This window comes from Acinetobacter sp. YH12126 (assembly GCF_013418745.1).
In the GTDB taxonomy this organism is placed as follows: domain Bacteria; phylum Pseudomonadota; class Gammaproteobacteria; order Pseudomonadales; family Moraxellaceae; genus Acinetobacter; species Acinetobacter amyesii.
Genome location: NZ_VPBM01000012.1, coordinates 42,751 through 58,537, shown reverse-complemented (window position 1 = coordinate 58,537; position 15,787 = coordinate 42,751). Strand labels below are relative to the sequence as shown.

The window sequence follows — 15,787 nt, the reverse complement described above, 5'->3', positions numbered from 1 at the left end:
AAAAAAAGCGCACCCAATGGTGCGCTTCTTTTTACTGCCAAATCTATTAACCTAGATCTAAAAGCATATTACGGATGTGACCGATTGCTTTAGTTGGGTTAAGACCCTTAGGACATACAGATACACAGTTCATGATACCTTTACAACGGAACAATGAGAATGGGTCGTCAAGACGAGCCAAACGCTCTTGAGTTGCTGTATCACGAGAGTCAATGATGAAGCGATATGCGTTCAACAATGCTGAAGGACCCAAGAACTTGTCTGGGTTCCACCAGAATGATGGACATGAAGTTGAACAACATGCACAAAGAATACATTCGTATAAACCATCTAAATGTTCACGCTCTTCAGGAGACTGCAAACGCTCTTTAGGAGGCGCAGGCTGATTGTTGATTAGGAACGGATGGATTTTATTGTACTGATCGTAGAACTGATTCATATCTACAACCAAATCTTTAATTACTGGAAGACCTGGAAGTGGACGAATTGTGATCACTTCTGGTAAGTCGTTTAGGTTCCAAAGACACGCCAAACCATTTTTACCATTAATGTTTACACCATCAGAACCACAAATACCTTCACGACATGAACGACGGAATGTTAATGATTCGTCTTGAACTTTTAATGCTAGAAGTGCATCAAGCAACATACGATGCTTATCAGTCAACTCTAGTTTAAAAGTTTGCATGTACGGAGCTGCATCCTTATCAGGATCGTAGCGGTAGATATTAAATGTACGAGTACCTCTACTCATCTTACTTCTCCCAATTAGAATGTACGTGGTTTAGGCGGAATAGCATCTACAGATAAAGGCTTGTAACGTACTGGTTTGTACTCAAGACGGTTATCTACAGAGAACCATAAAGTGTGTTTCATCCACTCATCATCACGACGACCGTATGGGTAGTCAGCATGATCAGGTGGTAATTCAAAATCTACCACTGTATGTGCACCACGACATTCTTTACGTGCAGCCGCAGAAATCAGTGTCGCTTTCGCAACTTCATACAGGTTTTCAACTTCTAGAGCTTCAACACGCGCTGTGTTAAATACTTTAGATTTGTCTTTCAAGTGAATGTTACGTACACGTGGTTCGAGCGCAAGAATCTGTTTCACACCCTCTTCAAGAAGTGCAGATGTACGGAATACACCAGCGTGATCTTGAACGATGTCACGGATTGCATCTGCAACTTCTTGAGCATTTTCACCAGAAGTTGATTCATCAAGATGACGAACACGATTCAAAGTTTTTTCAAGAACAGTTGTAGGAAGCGGTGCATATTCATCACCGTGGTGTTTAGTTACATAGTCAACAATATGTTCACCAGCAGCTTTACCAAATACAACCAAGTCAAGCAATGAGTTTGTACCTAGACGGTTAGCACCGTGTACAGATACACATGAACATTCACCAATTGCATAGAAACCTTTCACTGGTTTAGTGAAATCACGGTCACCCGCATTGTGTGAGTACACACCAGTTTCTTTATTGTAGTTCGCAACCAAAGCTTCAGTTTCACGAGATACAGGAACAACCACTTGACCATGAATATTTGTAGGAATACCACCCATTTGGTAATGGATTGTAGGTACTACAGGAATTGGCTCTTTAGTGATGTCAACGTTCGCGAATTTCTTACCAATCTCAAATACAGATGGAAGACGTTTCATGATTGTTTCAGCACCAAGATGCGTCATATCAAGCAAGATGTAGTCTTTCTTAGGACCACAGCCACGACCTTCTTTAATTTCTTGGTCCATAGAACGTGATACAAAGTCACGAGGTGCCAAGTCTTTCAGTGTCGGAGCATAACGCTCCATGAAAGGCTCACCAGCATCGTTACGAAGGATCGCACCTTCACCACGACAACCTTCTGTCAACAATACGCCTGCGCCCGCAACACCTGTTGGGTGGAATTGCCAGAATTCCATATCTTGTAATGGAATACCTGCACGAGCTGCCATACCAAGACCGTCACCAGTATTAATATAAGCGTTAGTAGATGCACGGTAAACACGACCAGCACCACCAGTAGCGAACAATGTTGCTTTACCTTGGAATACTGCAATTTTACCTGTTTCTTGGTCAATTGCTGTCACACCAAGCACATCACCCTCTTCATTACGGATCAAATCAAGTGCGATCCATTCAACGAAGAATTGAGTACCCATTTTCACGTTGCTTTGATAAAGCGTATGAAGAAGAGCGTGACCTGTACGGTCGGCAGCAGCACATGCACGTGGAACTGGTTTTTCACCATAGTTCGCAGCATGACCACCAAACGGACGTTGGTAAATTGTACCGTCAGCGTTACGGTCAAATGGCATACCTAGGTGTTCAAGCTCATATACAACTTGAGGCGCTTCACGAGTCATAAACTCAATTGCGTCTTGGTCACCTAACCAGTCAGAACCTTTAACTGTATCGTAGAAGTGGTAGTGCCAGTTATCTTCTTGCATGTTACCAAGAGATGCACCAATACCACCCTGCGCTGCAACAGTGTGTGAACGAGTTGGGAATACTTTAGTCAGTACAGCAACTTTCAAACCAGCTTGAGCAAGTTGGTAAGAAGCACGCATACCTGAACCACCACCACCAACGATGACTGCATCGAAAGTTAGGTGTGGAATATTTGTGTAATCTTCTTTAGGGGTTATAGCGCCCATGATATTTTCCTATCAATTTGCCCAAAAAATCTGGATCGCCCAGATCGCGTATGCAAATACTGCAACAATCACTGCAGAAGTCAGCACTAAACGCAGACCGTTTGCTGAAGGACCCATTTGACGAGTAGTCACATAGTCAGTGAATACTTGCCACATACCAATCCAAGCATGCGCAACAAGAGATAAGACAGACAATAAAGACATAATCTTCATTGGTGTTGTCATCATAAAGCCATACCATTGCTCAAAAGTGAATCCGCTATTGCAAAGGATCCAGCCCAGTACAACAATAGTATAAACAGCCAATACAACGGCACTTACACGCTGGATAAACCAATCGCGAGAACCTGATCCTGTTAAACCTGTAGCACTTTTCATTAGAGAACAATCCATACAAATGCTGCAACAATACCGATTGCAGACAAGATCAATGAAATAGTAGCTGCGATACGACCACTTTGAAGTTCTTCAGCAACGCCAAGATCTGCAAATAGATGCTTGATACCACCGATAAGGTGATAAATTAAGCCGGCTACAAATACCCATACGACAAAACGCACAATAAAGCTATCAAACACAGCTTGAACTTGCGCAAAACCTTCAGGTGAAGATAAAGATTTGTCTAAAATCCAAAGAAGGACCGGTACGAGTAAAAATACGATAACACCTGATAGACGGTGTAAAATTGATGCAATAGCCACAGGGGATTTTAAGTTTACGTCTAAAACTTGACCCATGGACAAATTGACAGGTCTGTTGCTTTTCACAGCGGGCATCCTGTAAGTAAAAACTCCATCCGGAGTTTGTTGGAATTAATTCGTAGGAAAGCTAGCATAGTCAGACATTACAATATAATAAACTCTGCAGCTGTCTGATCTTATAAACGACAGGGAATTATAAAACGTGAACTTTCAAAACACAAACGAAGACAATTAGGAATTTTGCAAAATATCCTTAAATAAGAATCATTAACAATAACTTTTCTAAAAACAAATACCTTATTTATCTAAGAAAATCATACTATGTTATTGGTTTTAATCGGTTAAATGTAAGTTTCACTTATTGTTTTTGTGTGTATATGGCGATTTAAACTTTTAGACTAAAGATGAACAAATCTAAATCTTTCTTTTCCCACTACATTTTAAAATCTTCCAGCACATTCACCAAGCCATAATCATAAAAATAAATGTGCACCATTTTCTCAAATGATAAAACTGAAAGATCATGAAACGAAATAAGTACTTAGTCTGTGCATAAAAATCTCAGCAACAGCAAATCTGTTTAATAAAACTCCATTTTTTACCTTTCCAATGACAAAAATGTTCATTTATTGATCTTTTAAAGGCGTTTAATTAACTATTTTTTAACCAAACGAACTTTTTTTTAAGTACGATTAAGTCGTTTTAATTATGAATAAGAAAAAAGCAATTTAGAGCCACAGATGTGTGTAAGTTACGAAAATTATAATAATTTAATGAAATAGCGGTCTTGTAATTCATATTTGTTTCAGAGTTTTTAAGAATTAAAAATTGCTTACAATTAAGGCAATAGGCTTTTTTTAATCTGCACCTCCCCTGCAAATTGACTTATTATACTGCGTCGGCACTGTGATTTTACTCATTTTTTAAGCGGATGAATTGTGCTTCATTTCAAGGAATGATCCTCAATTTATATCCATAAGTATAATTGACAAAATTTCAGTTCCCTCTAATCTTAGAGCAAATTTTTGATCTGTCTGATTCTCGCATTAAAAGATTAGTACTGAGTCAGATAAAACATTCACCAGGACAGGAGATCTATTGAATGTCTGAAGCAACTGGCAAAAAAGCCGTTTTACAGCTTGATGGCAAAGAAATTGACTTACCAATTTACAGTGGCACTCTAGGCCCAGATGTAATTGACGTTAAAGATGTGTTGGCCGCAGGTCACTTTACTTTTGATCCTGGTTTTGTCTCAACGGCTGCTTGTGAATCTAAAATCACTTTCATTGACGGCGGTAAAGGTGTTCTTCTACACCGTGGCTACCCAATCGACCAGCTTGCTACTAAAGCAGACTACTTAGAAACTTGCTACCTTCTTTTGAACGGCGAGCTTCCTACTGCTGAACAAAAACAAGAATTCGATGCTAAAGTTCGTAACCACACTATGGTTCACGATCAAGTTGGCCGTTTCTTCAATGGTTTCCGTCGTGACGCTCACCCTATGGCGATCATGTGTGGTGTTGTTGGTGCGCTTTCTGCGTTCTATCACAACGGTTTCGATGTTGAAAACATTGACCACCGCGAAATCACTGCTATTCGCTTAATCGCTAAAGTTCCTACTTTAGCTGCTTGGACTTACAAATATACTGTAGGCCAACCATTCGTTTACCCACGTAACGACTTAAGCTACGCAGAAAACTTCTTGTACATGATGTTTGCTACTCCTGCAGACCGTGATTACAAAGTTGACCCTATTCTTGCTAAAGCAATGGACCGTATCTTCACGCTTCATGCTGACCACGAACAAAACGCGTCTACTTCTACAGTACGTCTTGCTGGTTCTACTGGCGCTAACCCATACGCATGTATCGCTGCGGGTATCGCGGCTCTATGGGGACCTGCTCACGGCGGCGCGAACGAAGCTGTTCTTAAGATGCTTGACGAAATCGGCACTGTAGAAAACGTTGCTCCGTTCATGGAAAAAGTGAAAACTAAAGAAGTTAAACTTATGGGCTTCGGTCACCGAGTTTACAAAAACTTCGATCCACGTGCGAAAGTAATGAAAGAAACTTGTGACGAAGTGTTAACTGCACTTGGTATCAACGATCCACAACTTGCTTTGGCTATGGAACTTGAACGTATTGCGCTTTCTGACGAATACTTCATCAAACGTAACCTATACCCTAACGTAGACTTCTACTCAGGTATCATCCTTAAAGCGATTGGTATCCCAACAGAAATGTTTACCGTAATCTTCGCTCTTGCACGTACTGTTGGTTGGATCAGCCACTGGTTAGAAATGCACAGCGCACCTTACAAAATCGGTCGTCCTCGTCAGCTTTACACTGGCGAAACTCAACGCGATATCCAAGGTCGTTAATTCGAAAGAATTGTGCGAATCTAAAAACCGTCCTTTTGGGGCGGTTTTTTTATGCAGCTAGATTTATTTTGCGCTATTGAACAGACCCATCTGACTGAATTTTCCAACTCAATCATTAGATAAAACGATGCCTCACAAGCTATAAAGTATGGTGTATATTGCTGAGTGTATTTAAAATCGCCATTTTCTAGAGAATCTCACACTGTTTCATCAGATAGCGTCATAAAAAAAGCCTAATTCCACGTAGAAATTAGGCTGTAAACAAAAGGTTTAAATATTGATGATGCTTTATTTTGGCTTATTGAGTTAGGCAACTTTTAATAAACAATATTTTCTAAGCAACCGTCTCATAGTCTGCCAAGTCTACCTGTTTAAGACGCTGCTTTAACTGTTTCAGTGACCATGGCCAAGCTGCAAAATTGCGCCCATTGGCATCTAAGTAATAACTCTTACAACCACCACTATTAAAGACCGTAGTCTGTAAATGCGTCTGTACTTTTGCATTGTGATAGGCCAATACATTTGGCTTAATTTCAAGCCGTTGTATCTTCTCTTGTTTCATTTTTACCAAGGCATCGACGATATACCCAACCTGTGCTTCTGCAATCCCAATAAATGAGTCATAAACCAAAATATTTGGCCCAAGCACCAAGAAGGCATTAGGTACTTGCGCGATACTGGTACCCAAAAACGCTTCAGGAGAACTGTTTTTCCAAAGTTCTGACAATAACTCCCCTTTGGCATTTTTTACACGTTGCCCAATCGGCGGATGAGAAACTTCAAAACCTGTGCCCCAAATAATGACATCGACTTCATGACGTTCACCATTCGCAGCAATAACAGTATTACCTTCTATTTCAACTAAACCATGTGGTACAAGTTCGACATTGGCTTGCTGCAAAGCAGGATAATAGTTATTGGCAAATAAAAGACGCTTACAACCAATAGAAAAGTTTGGTGTAACTTTTTCACGTAATTCAGCATCTTGAATTTGTGTTTTTAACAACTGACGACCCAAATAATTCACAGGCTCTAAAAGCGAAGGATTACGTAGTCCTAAATTAATACCATTTAATATACCGGCCACACTTTTGCGCCAAGTTTCTTGTACTGTTGGAAAGCGGGTAATGATGCCTTTCGCACGGTCATTCAGTGGCAAATCTGCTTTTGGCAATACCCATGGTGCGGTACGTTGAAACACCACCACATTTTTGGCAATAGGTTGAATCTGAGGAATAAACTGAATCGCAGATGCCCCCGTACCAATCACCGCAATACGTTTATCTTTTAAGTCATAGGCATGGTTCCATCGCGCAGAATGGAACATTTCACCTTCAAAGCTTTCAATACCTTTAATTTTTGGAATTTGAGGTTCAGTAATCGGCCCAGTTGAAAAAATTACCGTTCTCGCGGCATACTTACCTTTGCTCGTCTCCAATTGCCATTGCTTTAATTCCTCATTCCATTCCGCTGCAATCAATTCACAGTTGAACTGAATGTTACGATAAAGCCCATGCTGCTCTGCCACATCCTCTAAGTAGTTCAGAATCTCAGGTTGCTTGGCAAATAAATGACTCCATTTATGACTCGGCGCAAATGAAAAAGAATACAACGCCGAAGGAACATCACATCCACAACCTGGATAGGTGTTGTCGCGCCATGTTCCTCCCACGCGATTAGCTTTTTCTAAAACCACATAATCGGTATAACCCCGTTCATTCATTTGATGAGCAGCAGCTAAACCTGATATCCCCGCACCAATCACGATGGTATCGTAGACACGCACTTGATTTTCTACGCTTGGTTTTTCTAGGCTAGGCTCTGACTCTGATTGGTCTTGTACTGCTTTTTTTGCTTTGGCGGAAGACGATGCAGGACGACGTGCATTAGTTTGCGTTGTTGACTTTTTAGTTTGAGTTTTCTCTTGATCTAATGCTTTTACATCTTCGTCATGTAATTGTGTCGGCATATTCATGCTTTTGCTCCCGATTTTTTAATATAGTTGTTAAATAAGGGATAACCCACCCCCAATAAGCGGGTATAGGTTTGCGGGGATAGACGCTTTAACCACCAAAATAATTTGGCATCAGGTTGTGGAATGGTATACAACTTCCCTGCATCTAAATTATTCAATGTCAAATCAACGACATCGTGGCTCGTCGTAAATGCATGATTCATCAGCAGTTGATCAGCTAAGTCTGAATATCGATTGGGCAAGCGTCCATTCTTCATGATATTGGTCGGCACCAAGGTTGGGCACAGTACATTCACACGGATATTTGCCGATCGGAGCTCTGCCGATAAAGTTTCAGACAATGCCAACACACTCGACTTCGTCACGTTATATGCTGTCATTTCTGGTGCAGCAGTATATGCCGCAGCAGAAGCAACATTAATAATCGCGCCGCCCTGCTTATTTTGTTTCAACTTGGGTACAAAATAATGGCAGCCATGCACCACACCCCACAAATTGACATGCATGCACCACTGCCAGTCGTCTAAACTCAGTTCATCAAATTTACCACCCAGCCCGACGCCTGCATTGTTGATCACCAATGTCACAGCATGCCCCATCAACTGCTCAGCTTGCTCTGACAGTGCTTTAACTTCTTCAGCCTTACCTACATCACACTGCACCGCATAAGCATTTGATGAGTTCATGGATTGAATTTGATCCACCGTTTCTTGCGCTGCCTCTAAATGAATATCGGCACAGACCACTGTTCCGCCACGACGAGCCAACTCCAAAGCGAAACTTCGCCCAATACCACTGCCTGCACCAGTGACCACCGCATAGGCATTCTCACTTGGCTTGTTCTTTTTTCCAAATAGACCCATGGTTTTGTCCTTTTATCGTTTTAATGCTGGGGTAAATTCTTTGACAAAATAAGGTGTCAACACACCATCAACAGGGTTCAGCAAACGCTTTTTGTAATATTCAAGAAATGCAGAAGTGTCATGATCATTTGGGTGAAAACTTGGTCGTAGATAGTCAAAAATATGCCCGAGGCTGCTGCCATAAACACCATCTTTTAACCCAAAAATCAGTTGGAAACTGCGCGGAACATCTTTCCAGTAGCTTAGGCTAATCAAATTTGATGGCTTTCTGTAGAAAGGGACAATCGATGCACCAATTGAAATCAAACCCAAAATGGTAATTAATGCAGGGAAAAAGCCAGCAATACGTAAAGCATAATTACCTGATAATTCTTGATAAACATCATAGGCAATGTCTTTGTGTTCAGACTCTTCCAACATATGCCACATCCAAATAGCGCGCTGCTTTTCATCTATTGAATTAAAAAAGATTTCTTCATGATTCATCATGTATTCCGCAAGCACTGCGGTGAAATGCTCAATTGCTGCCATTAAGGATAACTTCATTGGCTGTGGCATACGTTCAAAACCATAGGCAAAGACGTAGTGTTCTAACTTTCTAAAAAATTGCACAGGCAGATTTCTTGCGCGATACGCTTCATTCATTTCTTCATGCATACGTGAATGAATGGCCTCTTGCCCAATCAACGACGTGACACGTTGTCTTAATACAGGATCTTGAATAAAGTCGCGATGATATCGAGCAGTATCAATCACCAAATCTTCGCCACGGGTTAAGAAAATAGATAAAGATGCAAAATAGGCACTGGCCAATTCTGCATTCATATAAAATTTTGGATCAATTTTTTCTGGTTCAAAATCAAATTTCATATGACGAATAGGAACAACGGCAGACTGTTTTGTTGGGTCAAAGACAGGGCCTGCAAATACGCGTGCTAACGTTTTTTTTATCGGTTGAAAAGCGCTCATGGTTTTGCTCTCAATTTGGGTGTTTACCGTTCATTGACTTCATGTCGATTAAAGTAAAAACACATAGATTGAGGATCAAATTAAGTGAGATAGATCACTAGGCCATTAGCAAAACCGACCTCTAGATTTGCAAAAATGCTCAAATATTTTCTTTGTCAGACAATCTATAAAACATCGGTGTTGTATGGCTCAAAAGCTTGTCATTAAAGGTCATGGCGTATTTTGAGTGAGTAATGATTATTGGATTTTTTGCACTTCACCGGTCGCAGATTGATACACCCATTGATGATCAAACAGGCTGTCATCTAAATGATCTAGTTTAAAATTACCAATCGCCACAGCATAGAATCCATTGCCCTGCTGCTTAAAATGTGTGATCTCTTGCATGAGTTCTTCAGTCAGTTGACCCATAATAAAGTCTGAAATCACTACCACATCGGCATGTACAAAATTCGGTTGTTTCAGCATGTCCACGGCATGATTCATCGCAGGGATAATATCTGTTCCCCCATGAAATGACTGCCCTAAAAAGTGAATGACATCATCCAAAGCACTATTATGTTGTAAATTCAGCGCGGTTAAATTGGTCGAGAAATTTACCAAATACATCGCTCGCTTTTCTTTTAGCGCTCGAATCGATAAATATAGACAAATCGCTTTGGAAATCAGTTCAGGTTGTCCATTCATTGAGCCACTGGTATCTAAGCAGACAATCATCGGGCCTTTTTGTCCGACTCGACGCTGTGTATGGCGTGGGTCTTCGATCACCCATCCCTGTTGCTGACCTTGTCGATTAAAACTCATCAGGTTAGATTCTAAATATTTCAAATCAAATAAAACCTGCAAGTCTGGATCGGCTAACAGCGCCAACTCGCTAGGTAAAGCCATACTGAGTTCTTGTGCCAATTTAATTCCTGTAATTTCCTCTTGCGCCATCGGGGTGTGAATAAGCTGCTGTGGTTCTTGTTCTAACTGAGCAGAAATCCGCTTACGTGGCATATTCGGCTGTGCGCTTCCAATTATTTGACATAGACGTTTAAGCGCCCGATCTTGCTCGAGATAATTCGCCCATTGCTCAAAGTTTTGTAAGTCTTGCGCAGTTAATTGCCCTTTGGAATAGTCTAGAAAAATCCCAGTTTCAAACCCGACACTGTCATGGTGCTTGACCATTTTCGACAATGTCGCAAGAAAATCTTTGATTTCATCTAAAAAGGCATCTCGTTGTAAACGGAGCTGCTCAAACTCCCAATGCGCAATAGCTTCAGTCAATTTGCGCTGCCATTTACCTTTGAATAGCTCAATGTGTAATTGACGCTGTTGCTCGGTCAGCAACGACTGTTGGCTCTGTTGCCACATTTCAGTGAATTCTGGAATCCCCAAGGTTTGCATGAAGGCGGCATATTCAGTGTGGAATTGAACAAAATCGCCCTGTTCCCAATGCTTTATCGCAAGCCAATGTTCCAATTGCTGCTGGGCCGTTGCATAGGGATGCTGCTGATCTAAACTCGACTTTGCCTGAAAGGCCCATTCCTGAATTTTTTGATCGAGCTTTTTTGCAACTTTATGATCATCCAACCAATGTTTTAAGCTGGATTGTTTTAATTCATCATAAAGTTGCGAACTTAATTCATCGACTGCCGATTGAGTTTGATGTCGTGTCAGTTTTAATTGCGACATAACTGTTCCAAACGCTCACAATCTCGCAACTGCAACTGATATCTCACCAATTGCTGCTCAATAGATTGAATCAAATATTGAATATCCTGTTCAGTGACAAAGACCGATTTAAACTGATGTTTTTGACTATTAAAGCGTTCCGTCAACAGATCCAATTCTGTTTGAAACAGTGCTTTGAGCTGAAAGAGAGCTGCGCGGACTACCTTTGGTATGTTTTATGTACGGCGTCACCACTTCTTCTAAGCCGTAATAGCCACCTTTTAACGTACACACTCTTGAACCATTAAAATTACACACGATGCCACGCACTTCTTCACCGGTATCATCTAAGGCAAAGAAGTCCTTTTTCGTATCCATTTTATCCAGTTCGAGATACAACACTTTATCTTTATAGTGTCGATCTAGATTGGTCACTGCACGTAAGTAGTCAGTGCCATGAATTAAATAACTCTCATAGACATCATCGGTATAATAAAAATGATTGAGCACCCGCTGTTCAAGTGCATCCTTCTCTGCCACATGCTGTTCGAACTGCAACCCATAATTTAAGCCATTTTCAGCCAATACTTCATCTATCTGCTGTGAAACAAAACCAATGTCTTCAGGCTGATTCCATAAACAATGTTTTAAAATTAATAGATCACTCAAAATCACCGATGGACGATCATTTAAAAAAGCACAGGCTTTGACTAAATAAGCCACACGCTGCCAACGACGGTCAGAGACATAGACCACATGATCTTCAAAGTTATGATTGAGTCGATTTTTAAGTTGATCAAACAGATTTAAAATCGAGTCGGGTAATTCCACCTGATAAATCTGTTCCCGCCAATCTTGCAACTCCGCTTTTTTTATTTTTAAGGTCGCATCGACTTCAACACTGACTTGACTCGGCTTGGCCTGTAACAGTGCATGAAAGTTTTCTGCAACAGCAATCGGTGGCACTTCTAAACGCAAAATAAAACGATCATACAAGGCATCTAAACCTTGATTCGGTTCGGGAATTTCATTCGATGCGCTGACCAAAACATTCAATGGAACTTTTTGGACAATATCACCATTTTTAAAACTCCGTTCATTCACCAAGGTCAGTAAAGTATTTAAAATCGCAGGGCTGGCTTTCCAAATTTCATCTAAAAAAGCAAAATCTGCTCGTGGTAAATAATGTTCTGTTTTACGAATGTATTGATCTTCTTTTAAGGCTTTGATCGATACCGGTCCAAAAATTTCTTCCGGCGTACTGAAACGATTCATCAAATATTCAAAGTAGTCATGGACTTCAAAAGCTGAGGCGATTCGACGTGAAATCAAACTTTTTGCAGTGCCAGGCAAACCATATAAAAAGGTATTCATGCCCGCAACACCAGCCAACAAACTCAAAGCAATAATCTGCTCACGTTCATACATATTTTTGCTGATTTCAGAAATTAAAGTATTGATCCGTGCTTGCATCTGACTATCTGTTTGACCGAAAGCTAAATTGTAACGCCCTAACCGATTTTTCGCTGTAGCAGATGCAAAAATATCGCTCTTTAAATACAGCGCAACAGCGTGATATTGTATTTTCAGGTTATAGTAAAACTGCACATCCCTTTAGAGCTTTAGACACCTTTCATCATGTTGCCTTTCTTTCACACGCTCATCCGACTATTAAAACTTGAAGGTTTTAAATATCGATCTCTCACGGCAGGTGAAATATCCATGTGTCGGAGTGTGTTTGGGGATTTGATTCAATATGAGCAAGTGAAAGTGATGAATCACCCTTTTTTGCCTTGGCAATCGGCGCATGTGGTCATGGCGCCTCAGGGGTATATCCATGCACGAAATTTACTGTTTAAAGCGGACTATGCCAAAGCGTCTTTAGGATATCGTGCCCTGTTTATTCATGAGATGGCCCATGTTTATCAATACCAGCAGCAGATCAATGTTTTGGGTCGAGGCGCTGTGTTACAGATGGCGTATTTCTTCAGTTTTAAAAAATATAATCCTTACCGCTATACCCTCAAACCACACAAGGCATTTTTTGACTACAACATTGAGCAACAAGGTGACATTGCTCGTGACATCTATTTAAAGCGAATTAAAAATATTATTTTATATCCAGAACTTGTTCATCAAATTGAGCTGTAAAGTGTCCATGCTCTGTAGCGAATATTTATAGATAAAATTGAATATCACCTGATCATTCTATTTCACACTAGTGCTTGGTCATTGACGCTATTTTAAGTACAAAAAAACAGCATTAATATTTACTTTATGGCACATAAGCTCAGCTAGGCTTTTAAAAGCTATGAATACCTCTAGTATCTCGCTTAAATTCAGATAAAATAGGTTCACCTTATTTTTTTGCTTTGCATCAAAACAAGTGAATTATCATACGATGATGGTGTTTTGTTTTCGCCTTTCGGCAGTATTTTTCGTATCTAAATACACTCGCTGAATAATCACAATAATACAAATCAGTGTGTTAAGTGTATTCACCTATAGGAATAGGATTTAGTTGGAATGAATAGTTTTAAAATTGCACTTGCTCAGTTCTCTCCGCATATTGGTAATCTAGAATCAAACGCAGTAAAAATGCTTCAACAAGCCAATGCTGCAAAAGAACAGAACGCAGATATTATTGTTTTTCCGGAACTTTCTACAGTTGGTTATCCTGCTGAAGATTTATTATTACGTCCAAGTTTAAATAAACGTACACAGCAAGCTTTTGAACAATTAGCAAGCATTAAGGACATCGTTTTAGTCTTTGGTTTTGTAAATCAAACTGAAGATGGTCAGCGCTATAACTCTGCTGCTGTCATGAAAAATGGTCAAGTTCTCGGGATTTACAATAAACAAAATCTTCCAAACTATAGCGTTTTTGATGAAAAACGTTATTTCAGTGAGGGTCATCAACACCTTGTCTTTGAATATTTAGGTCATAAGTTTGGTGTGTTGATTTGCGAAGATGTTTGGGCATTACCAACTGTTCAACAGCTTGCTCAGTTAAATGTTGAAACTGCTTTGGTTCTAAATGCTTCACCTTATGAAGTTGGTAAACCACAGCATCGCATTGAAACCATGGCTGCATTGACCAAACAATTGAACATCAATCTGGTTTACTGTAACCAAGTGGGCGGTCAAGACGACCTTGTCTTTGATGGCACAAGCTTTGTGATGAACAATTCAGGTGAAGTTGCGTTGCAAGCACCGAGTTTTGTTGAAGATCTATATATCGCAGAATACGATGCTGAACAAAAAGCCTTTAAAACAGGTGCAATCACGCCTGTATTAAATACCATGGCTGAAATCTACCAAAGCCTTGTGATCGCAACCCGTGACTACGTACAACGTTCAGGCTTCCCTGGCGTGATTTTAGGTCTATCTGGTGGTATTGACTCAGCATTAACTTTAGCGATTGCTGCCGATGCGATTGGTGCAGATAAAGTTCAAGCGGTCATGATGCTATATACTTATACTGCACAAATCAGTGTTGAAGATGCGGCTGAACAAGCCAAGAATATGGGCGTAACTTTTGGTATTGCCGAAATCAATCCAATTGTGAATGGCTTTATGCAAACCTTATTCCCTTTCTTTGGCGCTGCACCGACTGATGCGACTGAAGAAAACCTACAAGCGCGTTCTCGTGGTACGTTGCTAATGGCCTTATCGAACAAGTTTGGCAATTTAGTCCTTTCTACAGGGAACAAGTCTGAATTATCTGTTGGTTACTGTACATTGTACGGTGACATGGTCGGTGGCTTTGCCGTTCTGAAAGACGTCTATAAAACGATTGTATTTGAACTAGCAAAATACCGTAACAGCATTTCAGAAACACCGGTGATTCCTGAACGTGTAATTACTCGTCCACCTTCTGCGGAACTTCGTCCAGATCAGAAAGACCAAGACTCATTACCTGAATACGAAGTATTAGATGCCATCTTGTATGCGTATATCGAAGAAGACATGAGTCAAGATGACATCATTGCCAAAGGTTTTGATGCTGAAATCGTGAAAAAAGTCATCCGTTTGGTTGATCTAAACGAATACAAACGTCGCCAAGGCGCGATCGGTCCACGTATCAGCTCACGTGCATTTAGCCGTGAACGTCGCTACCCGATCGTGAATGGTTGGAAACCGGGTATCTAATTACTCGATTTAAATTAAAAAAAGCCCAGTTATAGAACTGGGCTTTTTTATAGGCGTAAAATACGCAGCAGTAAAAATAAAAAATAATTGAGAAGTATATTTCAAAAGTCAGGTCATAAAATAATGCAGTTAAAGATTTGAGTTGTCTTTTATTTCCACATAAACATCGTAAATAGATCATTTTATTAGTGCTGTAATTATCTGAATCTATTTGACTTTTTCAAGGCACAAAAAAAGAGACCAAGCTGAGAGCTTGGTCTATAAAAATGGTGGCTATGACGAGACTTGAACTTGTGACCCCCGCATTATGAGTGCGGTGCTCTAACCAACTGAGCTACATAGCCGTAAACTGTGGTGGCATTATCTAGATTTCATACATTATCGTCAAGCATTTTTGTTTGCAATTGTTCAGAGTTTAAACAAG

At 40.3% G+C, this 15,787-nt stretch carries 12 protein-coding genes and 1 tRNA gene; 3 read left to right on the top strand and 10 right to left on the bottom strand.

The window, feature by feature from the left end; translation table 11 throughout:
* Nucleotides 1-46: 46 nt before the first annotated feature.
* Genes FTU62_RS10305 through sdhC form a run of 4 tightly spaced genes read right to left on the bottom strand, consistent with a single transcriptional unit; the run spans nucleotide 47 to nucleotide 3,443 of the window.
* Nucleotides 47-754 carry a succinate dehydrogenase iron-sulfur subunit gene (locus FTU62_RS10305; protein WP_078189905.1) on the bottom strand — a complete coding sequence of 236 codons (708 nt, stop codon included), beginning with the start codon at nucleotides 752-754 and terminating at the stop codon, nucleotides 47-49.
* Between the two features lie 14 nt (nucleotides 755-768).
* Nucleotides 769-2,667, bottom strand: a complete 1,899-nt coding sequence (sdhA, locus tag FTU62_RS10300) for a succinate dehydrogenase flavoprotein subunit (RefSeq protein ID WP_078192991.1) — start codon at nucleotides 2,665-2,667, stop codon at nucleotides 769-771.
* 12 nt (nucleotides 2,668-2,679) lie between these two features.
* Nucleotides 2,680-3,045, bottom strand: a complete 366-nt coding sequence (gene sdhD / locus FTU62_RS10295; protein WP_078192992.1) for a succinate dehydrogenase, hydrophobic membrane anchor protein — start codon at nucleotides 3,043-3,045, stop codon at nucleotides 2,680-2,682.
* Nucleotides 3,045-3,443 carry a succinate dehydrogenase, cytochrome b556 subunit gene (sdhC, locus tag FTU62_RS10290; protein WP_078192993.1) on the bottom strand — a complete coding sequence of 133 codons (399 nt, stop codon included), beginning with the start codon at nucleotides 3,441-3,443 and terminating at the stop codon, nucleotides 3,045-3,047. The genes sdhD and sdhC overlap by 1 nt, the downstream gene beginning before the upstream one ends.
* 1,027 nt (nucleotides 3,444-4,470) lie before the next feature.
* On the opposite strand from sdhC, the gene gltA reads away from it, so the two are divergent.
* Complete coding sequence (gene gltA, locus FTU62_RS10285) at nucleotides 4,471-5,748, top strand: citrate synthase (RefSeq protein ID WP_078189909.1); 1,278 nt, start codon at nucleotides 4,471-4,473, stop codon at nucleotides 5,746-5,748.
* 334 nt (nucleotides 5,749-6,082) lie between these two features.
* Here the strand turns inward: gltA and FTU62_RS10280 are convergent, their stop codons facing one another.
* The 5 genes from FTU62_RS10280 to FTU62_RS10260 all read right to left on the bottom strand — a co-directional run bounded on the left by FTU62_RS10280 (nucleotide 6,083) and on the right by FTU62_RS10260 (nucleotide 12,819).
* Nucleotides 6,083-7,723: a flavin-containing monooxygenase gene (locus tag FTU62_RS10280; protein WP_373886361.1), complete on the bottom strand. Its 1,641-nt coding sequence runs from the start codon at nucleotides 7,721-7,723 to the stop codon at nucleotides 6,083-6,085.
* Nucleotides 7,720-8,586, bottom strand: coding sequence for an SDR family NAD(P)-dependent oxidoreductase (locus tag FTU62_RS10275; protein ID WP_180102602.1), 867 nt, complete (start codon nucleotides 8,584-8,586; stop codon nucleotides 7,720-7,722). The genes FTU62_RS10280 and FTU62_RS10275 overlap by 4 nt, the downstream gene beginning before the upstream one ends.
* 12 nt (nucleotides 8,587-8,598) lie before the next feature.
* Nucleotides 8,599-9,555 (bottom strand): metal-dependent hydrolase, encoded by a 957-nt coding sequence (locus FTU62_RS10270; RefSeq protein ID WP_078192996.1) that lies wholly within the window; start codon nucleotides 9,553-9,555, stop codon nucleotides 8,599-8,601.
* Nucleotides 9,556-9,792: 237 nt separating this feature from the next.
* Nucleotides 9,793-11,232, bottom strand: a complete 1,440-nt coding sequence (locus FTU62_RS10265; protein WP_180102601.1) for a VWA domain-containing protein — start codon at nucleotides 11,230-11,232, stop codon at nucleotides 9,793-9,795.
* A gap of 129 nt (nucleotides 11,233-11,361) precedes the next feature.
* Complete coding sequence (locus FTU62_RS10260; protein WP_373886360.1) at nucleotides 11,362-12,819, bottom strand: AAA family ATPase; 1,458 nt, start codon at nucleotides 12,817-12,819, stop codon at nucleotides 11,362-11,364.
* A 30-nt stretch (nucleotides 12,820-12,849) separates the two neighbouring features.
* Here FTU62_RS10260 and FTU62_RS10255 point away from each other — a divergent pair, with 30 nt between their 5' ends.
* Both FTU62_RS10255 and FTU62_RS10250 read left to right on the top strand, forming a co-directional pair.
* Nucleotides 12,850-13,362 (top strand): hypothetical protein, encoded by a 513-nt coding sequence (locus FTU62_RS10255; RefSeq protein ID WP_180063458.1) that lies wholly within the window; start codon nucleotides 12,850-12,852, stop codon nucleotides 13,360-13,362.
* A 375-nt stretch (nucleotides 13,363-13,737) separates the two neighbouring features.
* Nucleotides 13,738-15,363: an NAD+ synthase gene (locus FTU62_RS10250; protein WP_180102600.1), complete on the top strand. Its 1,626-nt coding sequence runs from the start codon at nucleotides 13,738-13,740 to the stop codon at nucleotides 15,361-15,363.
* 267 nt (nucleotides 15,364-15,630) lie between these two features.
* Here the strand turns inward: FTU62_RS10250 and FTU62_RS10245 are convergent.
* Nucleotides 15,631-15,707 (bottom strand) — tRNA-Met (locus FTU62_RS10245).
* Nucleotides 15,708-15,787 lie beyond the last annotated feature (80 nt).